The 8,985-nt window shown below is 69.7% G+C and carries 7 protein-coding genes; 4 read left to right on the forward strand and 3 right to left on the reverse strand.

The annotated features are described in order from the left end of the window. Positions 1–75 precede the first annotated feature (75 nt). The gene (locus HUX53_RS07535) at positions 76–405 is read right to left on the reverse strand and encodes a helix-turn-helix transcriptional regulator (protein ID WP_176402435.1); all 330 of its coding nucleotides are present in this window, start codon (positions 403–405) and stop codon (positions 76–78) included. Between the two features lie 229 nt (positions 406–634). Between HUX53_RS07535 and HUX53_RS07540 the strand changes: the two genes are divergently transcribed. Both HUX53_RS07540 and HUX53_RS07545 read left to right on the forward strand, forming a co-directional pair. Continuing rightward, a complete protein-coding gene (locus HUX53_RS07540) occupies positions 635–1,036 on the forward strand; it encodes an ATP-binding protein (protein ID WP_176402436.1) in 402 nt (133 codons plus the stop codon). Between the two features lie 29 nt (positions 1,037–1,065). After that, positions 1,066–1,863, forward strand: a complete 798-nt coding sequence (locus HUX53_RS07545; RefSeq protein ID WP_309237100.1) for a hypothetical protein — start codon at positions 1,066–1,068, stop codon at positions 1,861–1,863. On the opposite strand, the gene HUX53_RS07550 is transcribed toward HUX53_RS07545, so the two are convergent. Next, a complete protein-coding gene (locus HUX53_RS07550) occupies positions 1,796–2,770 on the reverse strand; it encodes a DUF1152 domain-containing protein (protein ID WP_217919181.1) in 975 nt (324 codons plus the stop codon). The genes HUX53_RS07545 and HUX53_RS07550 overlap by 68 nt on opposite strands. 113 nt (positions 2,771–2,883) lie before the next feature. Further along, a complete protein-coding gene (locus tag HUX53_RS07555) occupies positions 2,884–4,635 on the reverse strand; it encodes an LLM class flavin-dependent oxidoreductase (RefSeq protein WP_176402437.1) in 1,752 nt (583 codons plus the stop codon). A 689-nt stretch (positions 4,636–5,324) separates the two neighbouring features. Here HUX53_RS07555 and HUX53_RS07560 point away from each other — a divergent pair. Continuing rightward, a complete protein-coding gene (locus HUX53_RS07560) occupies positions 5,325–6,356 on the forward strand; it encodes a CaiB/BaiF CoA-transferase family protein (RefSeq protein WP_176402438.1) in 1,032 nt (343 codons plus the stop codon). 42 nt (positions 6,357–6,398) lie between these two features. After that, positions 6,399–8,915, forward strand: a complete 2,517-nt coding sequence (locus tag HUX53_RS07565; protein WP_309237101.1) for an AAA family ATPase — start codon at positions 6,399–6,401, stop codon at positions 8,913–8,915. Positions 8,916–8,985 lie beyond the last annotated feature (70 nt).

The following is an 8,985-nucleotide window of genomic DNA, read 5'->3' on the forward strand; positions in this document are numbered from 1 at the left end:
GCGGCCCGTCGCCGGAAGGAAGATCGTGGCTGGTCATCGTCACTCTGCTCAGTACCCGTTCTCGCCCTGTTCACATCAGTTAGGGAACTTCATCCCCTTGTGTCCCACCTGAGCCTGACACAGAGGGTAGGGGCGGAAGAAGACGGGGATGCCCTCCTTGGCGGCTAGGGGCTGGAGCTCCTGGAACTGTTCGTCCGTGCTGAAGTGCGCGTCGAGGAGTTCGGCGAGTTGGGGGGACGGGGCCTGGGCGGCGGTCTCGACCTTGGAGATCGTGTCGTGCGAGTAGCCGACCGCGTCCGCGAGCTGGGCTTGAGAAAGTCCGGCTTTGTCCCGGAACTTCCGGAGCTTTGCCCCGAAAAGTGCGGCTGTCGACTCGGTCGGGTCGAGTCGCTTCCGATTCACCATGAGTTGACCTCCGGAAGTATCGAGTTGGGTAAAGCCGGTCCCACTTCCGACGGTAGTCGATGCGTTACACGATGTGTGTCGAATCACATGCATCGAGCGACGGGAGTGGTGAACGGAATGATCGGCCGACGGAAGAGGATGGGTGGGGAGTTCGACAAAACGGGCTCTTTGGTTCGAATGGAAAGGACGGTGGTTGGGCCGTGGGCCGTGGGCGGTGCGGCGGCGGTTTGTGGGCGGGCCGGAGGTCGTCCAGGAGGGACGGCTGATCGTCGAGGCGCAGGCGTTGCAGTGGGGGCTGGCTGAGGAGACGGTGCAGAATGCCGTGCTGGTCGCCTCTGAGCTGCTGACCAATGCGGTGCGGGCCACGCCCGGGCGGCCGGTGTCGTTGCGGCTGGCGCTGGCCGTGGACGGGCTTCGGGTCGAGGTCTGGGACACGTCGCCGGTGCGTCCGAAGGCGTCCACGCCGGATCTCTCGATGCCGGAAATGCCGGTGCCCGACGACGCGCCCGACCCCGGTGGGTGGGGGTTGGGGATTGTCGAATTCCTTTGCGCGGAGCACGGCGTTCGGGCGGGGTTCGAGGGGAAGAGCGTGTGGGCCCTTCTGAAGGCGGAGTTCCGCCGGGCGGGGTGAGCTTGCCCGGGTCGGGGAAGAGGGCCGGTGTGGGGGAGTGGTTCACGCGGGAGATTGCGGATACCGGACGGCTGCGGTTGTTCTGTTTCCTGCTGGCGTTCATCGCGGGGTTCCTGTTCATCCGGTTCAGCGTGCGGATGATCCGGCGGCAGGTGCGGTGGTGGCCAGGGAACGTCACGCCGGGCGGGCATCACATCCATCACGTCGTGTTCGGCCTGGTGTTCATGTGCGTGGGTGGTGTGGGCGGGCTGTCCGTCCAGGACGGGTCGTCCGGGTGGGCGGTGGCCACTGCGGCCGTGTTCGGGGTCGGGACGGCGCTGGTGCTGGACGAGTTCGCGCTCGTCCTCCACTTGGAGGACGTCTACTGGAGCGAGCAGGGCCGGCTGTCGGTCGAGGTCGTGTTCATCACGATCGCGCTGTGCGGGTTGCTGCTGCTCGGCCTGCGTCCCCTCGGCGTGGACGACGTGGCAGGGGACGGGTTGTGGGCGGTCGCGGCCGTCCTGGTGTTCGACATGCTCGTGGCCTTGGTGGCGCTGCTCAAAGGCAAGATCTGGACGGGCCTCATCGGTCTGTTCATCGGCGTCGTCGCGGTGGTCGGGGCCGTCCGGCTGGCGCGACCCGACTCGCCTTGGGCGCGACGGAGATACCGGCCGGGATCGCGGAAGGAGCGGCGGGCCCGGAAGCGTGAGCGCCGCTACCGGCGGCCCGTGCAGCGGCTCGGCGACTGGCTGGGCGATGTCATCGCCGGACGGCCGTCCATCAGTGCGGGTACTGGCGGGGCGGACGAGGACGAACCTCGTCGCGGAAAGATTCGACGATCGAGCTGATCTGGCGGATGATCCGCGTGTTCTCCAGGCGGTCGAGGTAGAGGGAGCGGCGGGCGAGGCCGTCCAAGTCTACGGCGAAGTACATCGCCATGAGTGGGTTGATGAACAGTTCGCTGTTGCGCGCCCGGGCGGTAAAGCGGACGTCGCCGAACTGGCCGCGTATGGCGGCTGAGATCGAGCCGTTCACGATGCTCGGATACCCCGGCGTCGCCGCCTGCGCGTATTCGACGGCGTCCAGGTAGAGGGCCGCCTCGCGGCTGTCGCGGGGGATTGACAGGGCGCCCAGGTAGGAGCCGTCGGCGGTCAGGGCGGCGAGATTTTCCAGGACGTGCGAGTGGTTTACGCCGTGGTAAGCGTCCACGCCGAAGCCCGCGCAGACGACGATCTTCTCGGGGACGTCCAGGCCGTGGACGGCGGCGAGGCTCGCCATGTCCTCCTCGGGCGTGCCGAGGCCGGACTCGTCGCCGCGCATCAGGATGTCCGTGCCGCCGTCCACGAGGACGATCGCGTCCAGGTTCAGGCGGTCGGCCAGGTGCCGGTACGCCTCGCGGAGCGGCTGTACGCCCAGCTTGGGGAACGCGTAGACGGTGGACGGGAGGCCGTGGAGGTCGAGCCAGCGCGCGAGCGTCCCTTCGGGGAAGTAGTCGTCGCGGCTGGGCGTCTCCGGGGTCACTGCGACCACGTCCACCTCCAGCCAGGCGTCGGACGGGAGTCCGTAGAGCGCACTGAAGGACAGGTTGGCCAGGTGGACGTCCTTGCCGTCGTCCAGCAAGGACAAGGCCAGGGGCAGGCCCGCGTAGACGTCGAATCCGCCGCCCGCGCCTGCGATGAGGATGCGCTGCGCCTTCTTGAGGCGGGTGAACAGTGGGGGTTCCTGGAGGGAGAACACCACGCGAAGGTAAGGCATCGCGAGCGAGATCGATCGAAATTTTTCGCCGGGGTGCGAACTCTCGCGGGGGGTGTGGACGTCTGACTATGTGGTGGCCGTGGTCATCGGGGGACCACGGCCACCACCAGTGGTCAGTACGGGGACGGGCCGCCGAACATCTCGCTGAGCCGCGGGGCCAGTTCGAAGTTGCCGCGCAGTTCCAGGTCGCCGTCCATGAGCAGGGTCGCCGGGTTGGCGTCGCCGGCGAGTATCCGCAGGAAGTCCGCCGTTTTCACGATGAGGGTGAGAGACGGCTCGTCGGCCGGCCCGGGGCGCGCGCGGGCGCGGTTCTTGCCGATGACGAGCGTCCATGTGGTGCGGGTCAGGCGGAACTCCAGCTCGCCCGTGAAACCGCCCGCCGCGGACGGGTCGTATGCGCGCGCCATTCCGGCGAAGAACAGGCGCTGCGCGCTGGGGCCGAAACGGCGTTCGATCTGCTCGTCCGTCCGGCCGTGGACGAGCCTGTAGAAACCTTGACGGAACCGCCTCCGGCTCGCGGAACGCACCTCCTCCCGCAACGGACGGCGCGAACGGTCCGCGCGGGCGACTTCCGCGTCCTCGTCAATGCGGTAACCGGCCGGTGCCGTGCGGGCGGGGGCGCGGCGGGCGAGGGCGGCCTCGATCGCGGGGGCGAGCCGTTCCGCCTTGGCTGCCTCGCGTTCCTCGCGCCCTTCGGTGAAGTGCGGCAGGACGGCCTTCCCGAACAGTTCGAGCGACTCACAGATGTGCTCGTGCTTGTTCGGCCCCGACTGCAGGACGAACGAGATCTGGTCGACGCCCGCCGACTCGTAGCGCTGGATCAGGTCGATGACCTGCGCGGGCGTCCCAACGGCGCCGCGCAAGGATCCGACGTTGACGTTGAGCGTCTCCGCGTTCGCGATGATCTGCTCGCGGGAGAAGCCGCGGGCGTCCCGGCGTTCCTGGAACTCCTCCCACACGTTCGTGCGCCCCGGATCGTGCGGCGTAGGCCCGTAGTAATGCGCCAGCGCGAACGCGAAGAAATGCGCCCCATCGATGCCGCGGTCGATCGCCGTCGCCTCGTCCTCGTGCAGCATCATCGGCAGGACGACGGTCACGTTCGGATTCACCGCGAACCCCGCTGGCACGCACTCATCGGACGCGATGATGCGGTAGTACTCGTCCACCCATTTCCCGGCGTCCTCGGGCTCGACGAAGGAGAACGTCAGGGCGCCGATGCCGTTGCGCGCCGCGAACTGGATCGTCTCCCGTCGCGAGCACGCCACCCACAGCGGCGGATGCGGCTTCTGCACGGTCTTCGGCAGCACGTTCCGAGGCGGCATCCGAACGTATTCGGACGACCAACCGGCGAACGGCTCCTCGACGAACATCCGGGTAATGGCGTCGATGGCGTCCTGCCACTGGTCCCGCTTCTCGGTGCGCCGCACCCCGAACCCGCCGAGTTCGGCACTCGAACTCGACTCGCCCGTCCCGAAGTCGACGCGCCCGTTCGAGACGAGGTCGAGCGTCGCGATGCGCTCCGCGATCCGCGCCGGATGGTTGACCGCCGGCGGCAATTGGACGATCCCGTGGCCGAGCCGAATCCGCTTCGTGCGCTGCGACGCGGCGGCGAGAAACACCTCCGGCGCCGACGAATGCGAGTACTCCTCCAGGAAGTGGTGTTCCACCTGCCAAACCCAGTCGAAGCCGATCCGGTCGGCGAGTTCCACCTGGTCCAGGGCGTCCTGGTAGAGCTTCAGTTCCTGCCCCTCGCTCCACGGCCGCGGCAACTGGTGCTCATAGAAGAGTGAGAATCTGATCTGAACCACCTCCACCCTTGTGACCAGCCAGAACGGGCGGCGACCTGGCTCCTGCACGGCCAGCATCACCCGAATTGGACGCTCCGTCAACGGCTCGGGGCGGCAACTGCCGGGCGTTCCGGGGCGGCCGGAAAGGCCTGGAGCGTGCCCGTTCTAGGCCGTCGGATCAGCCGGCCGGGACGCGCGGCGAGGTGTCAGTCCAGCCGACGTCGGTCGTCTTCGTCTTCGCCGCCGGGGTCTTGGGTGCCGTGGCCACCGACAGAACGAGCGAGGTCTTGGTGTCGATGATGTACCGGCCGGCGCCGATCTCGAACGCCTAGCCCGTCCGGCCGCGCGCGGGTCCTTGGCTTGGCCGAGGAACTCGACTCCATCGACCGTCGCCAAAGCCCGGTAGGCGGCGCTGCGCACCTTCGCCGGCGCCGGTGCCTCGGCGAGGAGATTGATGAGCACCTCGGCCGTGTACCAGTTGAAATTGCTCTTGGTCTCCTTCTCATCCAGAGGCGCGCCATGGGCCCTGACCTTGTTCAGGCCTGCCGCCCAGGCCGCGAGCGCTTCCGTGGGAAGCGCGGTCGCGATGCGGTCGCGATGCCGAGGAGCCGCGGGCGCAGCGATCCCGCGTCGGGGCCCAGCGCCTCGAAGGGACGGCGGGGCCGCCCCACGCTCCCATGCCGGGCCCGGCGGCGACCAAGCGCTCGCTTGACGGCGGACGGCGGCGACCGGCACCGTGAGCGCGACGACGTTGCGAGAGGAGCCCCATGGCGCTGCTGGACGGACTGCGCGTCCTCGATCTGACGATGTGGCGGCCCGGCCCGTACGCCACGCAACTGCTCGCCCAGCTCGGTGCGGACGTGATCAAGGTGGAGCCGCCCGGCGGGGAGCCGATGCGGATGTTCGGCGACCATTTCGACGTCCTCAACCGGCACAAGCGCAGCATGGTGCTCGATCTGAAATCCGGGGACGGGCGTGCGGCACTCATGCGGCTGGCCGAGGACGCCGAGGTTTTCGTCGAGGGGTTCAGGCCCGGTGTCGCCGAGCGGCTGGGAGTGGGCCACGAGACGCTTCGCGCGCTCAACCCGCGGCTCGTCTACTGCTCCATCTCCGGATACGGGGCGGAAGGGCCGCTGCGGGACGTTCCCGGGCATGACATCAACTACCGGGCGTATGCCGCCGCGCTTCCACCCGACGCCGTCTCCCCGGAGGCCGACGAGCTGCCGATCGCGGACATGTCGGCCGCCACGATGGCCGCGTTCGCGATCACCGCGGCCGTGCTCAAGGCGCGTGCCGGCGGTGCCGGTGACCGGATCGACCTCGGTATGGCGGACGTCCTGGCGCACTGGGTCGGCACCGTCCCGGAGGCGACCGCGCGGTCGGGCGCCGGGCCCGTCCCCGGCTACGGCGTCTACCCGACGAAGGACGGCCGGAAGATCACGCTCGGTGTCGTGTCGGAGGAGAGGCTGTGGGGCGCCACTTGCCGCGCGCTGGGCATCGAGGAGCACGCCGATGTCCCGTTCATGGAGCGGCTCGGGCGGATCGGCGAGCTGGACGCGGCCGTGACCGCCGCGGTGGCGAAGTTCACCATGGCGGAGGCGATCGAGCGGCTGAGCGCGGCCGGTGCGCCCGTCGCGCCTGTCCTCTCCCGCCCGGAGATGATCGGCCTTGACCACTTCCGGCAGCGGAAGATCCAGGTGGAGGGGCCTGTCCGGACGACCGTCCATCCGCCGCTGAAGGAGGGGACGGCCCCTGAACCGGACGAGCACCGCGGCCAGGGCTGGCGTCTCGCGGAGTGAAAATCAGGTGGGATTGTCGTACCTGTTTGGCATGCTTGTGACGTGAACGCGCGTGCGATGGGTCCGGGCCTGGTCGGCAGGGCGGTGGAGCTGGGGGAGTTGCGGGACGCCCTTGCCGCCGCGCCCGGGGCCGTGCTCGTCGGCGGTGACGCGGGGCTCGGGAAGACGCGGCTGATCAGGGAGTTCTCCCGGTCGGTGGCGGGGCAGGCGAATGTGCTCGTCGGGGGCTGCCTGGAGCTGGGGTCGGACGGTCTGCCGTTCGCGCCGTTCACGACCGTCCTGCGAAGCCTCGTGCGGGACATCGGCATTGAGGGGGTCGCCGGCCTCTGCCCGCGCGGCGACACCGGCGGCCTTGCCCGGCTGCTGCCCGAGTTCGGGGAGCCGGAGTCGGACGCGGCGTCCGGGGAGGAACGCGCCCGGCTGTTCGAGGTCGTGCTCACGCTGCTGGAACGGCTGGCCGAGAAGGGCCCGGTCGTGCTCGTCATCGAGGACGCCCACTGGGCCGACCGGTCCACCCGCGACCTGCTGGCCTTCCTGGTGCGCAACCTCGGCGGCGGGCCGGTGCTGATCGTCCTGACGTACCGGACGGACGAGCTGCACCGCACCCATCCGCTGCGGCAGTTGCTCGCCGGGTTGGGGCGCCTGGAGCGGGTGCGCCGGGTGGAGATCGGCAAGCTGAGCCGCGCCGAGGTGTCCGCGCTGGTCACCGAACTGCTCGGGCAGGCCCCGCAGCCCGGCCTCGTCGAGCGGATCGAGGCGCGCAGCGAGGGGAACCCGCTGTTCATCGAGACGCTGCTCCAAGACGACGGCGAGCTGGTGTGCGAGCTGCCCGAATCGCTGCGCGACCTGCTCCTCGCCGGTGTGCAGCGGCTCCCGGAGGAGACACAGGACGTCCTGCGGGACGCAAGCGGCGGCAGTACGCGTATTGAGCATGCGCTGCTGGCGGCCGTGTCCGGGCTGGATGACGCCGCGCTTACGCGGGTACTGCGTCCGGCCGTTGCCGCGAACGTGCTCGTCGTGGACGGCGACGGATACGCGTTCCGACATGCGCTGATCCGTGAGGCCGTCCACGACGATCTGCTGCCGGGCGAGCACACACGCCTACACACGCGCTATGCCGAGACCCTGGAAAACGACCCTTCGCTCGTCCCCGCCGGGCGGCTGTGGGTCGAGCTGAGTTACCACTGGAAACAAGCCCACAACAGCACGTGGGCGCTCGTCGCGTCCTGGCGTGCGGCACGTGAGTCGCGCAAAGCGCTCGCCTACGCCGAGTGCCTGGCGATGCTCGAACGCGTCCTCCAGCTGTGGGACCGGGTCCCGGACGCGGTGGAGCGCATCGGCGCCGACTACGTCAAAGTCCTGGTGGACGCCGCCGGCGCCGCCGACCTGGCCGGCGAGTTCGACCGCGGCATCAAGCTCGTCACCGCCGCGCTCAAGGAGATCGAGGCCGCGGACGGCGAACGCGACACCGAACGCTGGGCGATGCTGATGGAGCAGCGCGGCCGCATGCGGAACCAGATGGCGCGCCCCGGCTTCGTCGAGGACCTGCGCGCCGCCGTCGAGGCGCTGCCCGCCGACCCGCCCAGCGTGCTGCGCGCCCGGGTGCTGTCGACGCTCGCCAACTACGTGCGCATCACCACCGACATCTCCCAGGCGCGCAGCGTGGCGGGGGAGTCGCTGGCCATCGCGCGCAAGCTCGGCGACCCCGTCGCCGAGGCCGAGGCGCTGATCGCGCTGTTCTGCGCCGACACCGACTACGGGTACGACGACGACCTCGCCGAGGTCGAGGCGGCCGCCGACCGCGCCGGCCACCACCCGGTGCTGCTCCGCTACTACGTGATCAAGTCGCATTTCCTGGAGGGCGCCGGACGGCACGCCGAGGCCGCCGCCGTCGCGCAGCGCGGCAAGGAGCTGGCGCGCGAGTACGGGGTGGCGCGCACCCAGGGCACGTTCCTGTCCATCAACCAGGCCGAGCCGCTGGTCTCGCTCGGCCGGTGGGACGAGGCCATGCACGTGATGAACCACGCCCTGGAGCAGGACCCGGCCATCACCACCCGCACGTCGCTGCTCGTCCTGACCGGCTGGGTGTCGCTGGCGCGCGGCGACCTCGCGACCGCGAAGCAGCGGCTCGGCACGTCCCGCGAGATCAAGAAGCTGAAGATGAAGTGGCTGAAGACGCAGGACTACTTCAGCACGCTGTGGCTTGAGGCGAACATCGCGCTCGCCGACGGCCGTCCCGGCGCCGCGCTGGACGCGGTGCGGCCCGTCCTCGACCATGCGGGCCTGCCGGACGACGCCCGCTACGCGTGGCCCGTGCTGATCGCGGGCGCGGCGGCGTGCGCGGGGCTGGGCGACGCCGCCGCCGGTGACCTGCGCAAGATCGAGGAACGCGCCGCCGGGCTGCGCTCCACCGGACGGCTTCAGCGTGCGCACCGCTTCACGTTCGCCGCCGAACTGGCCCGCGCCCGCGGCGTCCTCGAACCGGCCGCCTGGATGGAGGCCGCCGCCGCGTGGGAGGAGCTCGGCAACCCCTATAACCGGGCCCTTATCCCCCTCTGACGCTGCCGACGAACAGGATAGGGGAGATCTTGGTGGTCGCCGTCGCAACCAAAAAAAACAAAACAAAAAA

The sequence above is a fragment of the Actinomadura sp. BRA 177 genome (assembly GCF_013372625.1).
GTDB lineage: Bacteria > Actinomycetota > Actinomycetes > Streptosporangiales > Streptosporangiaceae > Spirillospora.